We start from the raw sequence: 1,082 nt of genomic DNA, 5'->3' as shown, positions 1-1,082 counted from the left end.
TCATGGACTTGTGCCGATTTGCCAATATAGCAGGACACGTGACAATATAAATAATGATTGCTCATCTCAATAAAAGACTGACAGCGCCTTTTGATTTCTTTGCTAAAGAGCTTGCCATCTTCTGTTTGCATAACATCCTGTGCAAACACAATGAGCATGTAATCAGCATTCATCCGGACGATTTGTGCACTAGCAGCACGCTGAATAACGACCTCCTCAAGGGCGTTGTGGAGCGCATACTCCATAATTTGCAGATCACGGGCGGTTAATGATTTCTCCCAATGCTCGATACTGATAAGAACCGGCAGAAATGTCATAGACCTCGTGTACGGAAGCTTCTGCTTGCCGATAACCTCCAACATTTTATCCTGATTAGACGGAATGGCTTGCTTCAGTACATCCTGCCAAAAACGCTCGGCCACCATCGTTGCCGATTCCCGCTCCTTCCTGATTTTCTCGATTAGCTTCGTCATCACAAGCTTCAATTCATCATGCGGAACGGGCTTCAACAAATATTCGAAGCTGCCAAGCTGAAGAGCTTTTTTCGCATATTGAAAATCAGCGTGACAGGTAAGGAAAACACATTCGGTTTGGGGATACTGTTCACGCACCCATTCAAAGAGCTCCAGCCCACTGCCCTGCGGCATTTCTATATCACAAATCATCATATCAAATGGCTGAAGACTAAATTCCTCCTTCGCTTGCCGAAGATTATGTGCGAGAGTGACAGTTATAATGCCGAGCTCTCTCCAGTTCACACTCGATTTAATGCCATTTGCGATAAAGATTTCATCATCAACGATTAATAAACGGTACATATTCACGACCTCATTTCTTTCGTTAATGGCATCGTTATTTCAACTGCTGCACCATCTTCGTTATAAAAAGCCATGCTCGCCTTGTCCCCGTATAACAGCCGCAATCTGCGTCTTACATTCCAAATGCCAATATGCTCGCCATCTTCATTCATTAAATTAATTTCCTGCTGCAGCTTCTGCAAGACCTCCTCGGAGAAGCCGCGGCCAGTATCATGAATTTGAATTCGCAGCCTCTCTTCTGGCATCAATTCGCATCTTCCAATC

Annotated in this window: 2 protein-coding genes; both read right to left on the bottom strand. The window is 44.5% G+C overall.

Going from position 1 to position 1,082, the window contains the following annotated elements; all coding sequences use genetic code 11:
• Window positions 1-818 (bottom strand): response regulator (locus tag AB4Z17_RS33600; protein WP_441964792.1); only part of this gene is annotated, 818 nt, incomplete at its 3' end.
• 2 nt (window positions 819-820) lie between these two features.
• Window positions 821-1,082: sensor histidine kinase (locus AB4Z17_RS33595; RefSeq protein WP_441964790.1), on the bottom strand; the 262-nt coding region annotated here is incomplete at its 5' end.

This window comes from Paenibacillus sp. TAF43_2 (assembly GCF_052113545.1).
Classification (GTDB): domain Bacteria; phylum Bacillota; class Bacilli; order Paenibacillales; family Paenibacillaceae; genus Pristimantibacillus.
The sequence above is the reverse complement of the archived record's forward strand: the minus strand, read 5'-3'. Positions and strand labels throughout refer to the sequence as shown.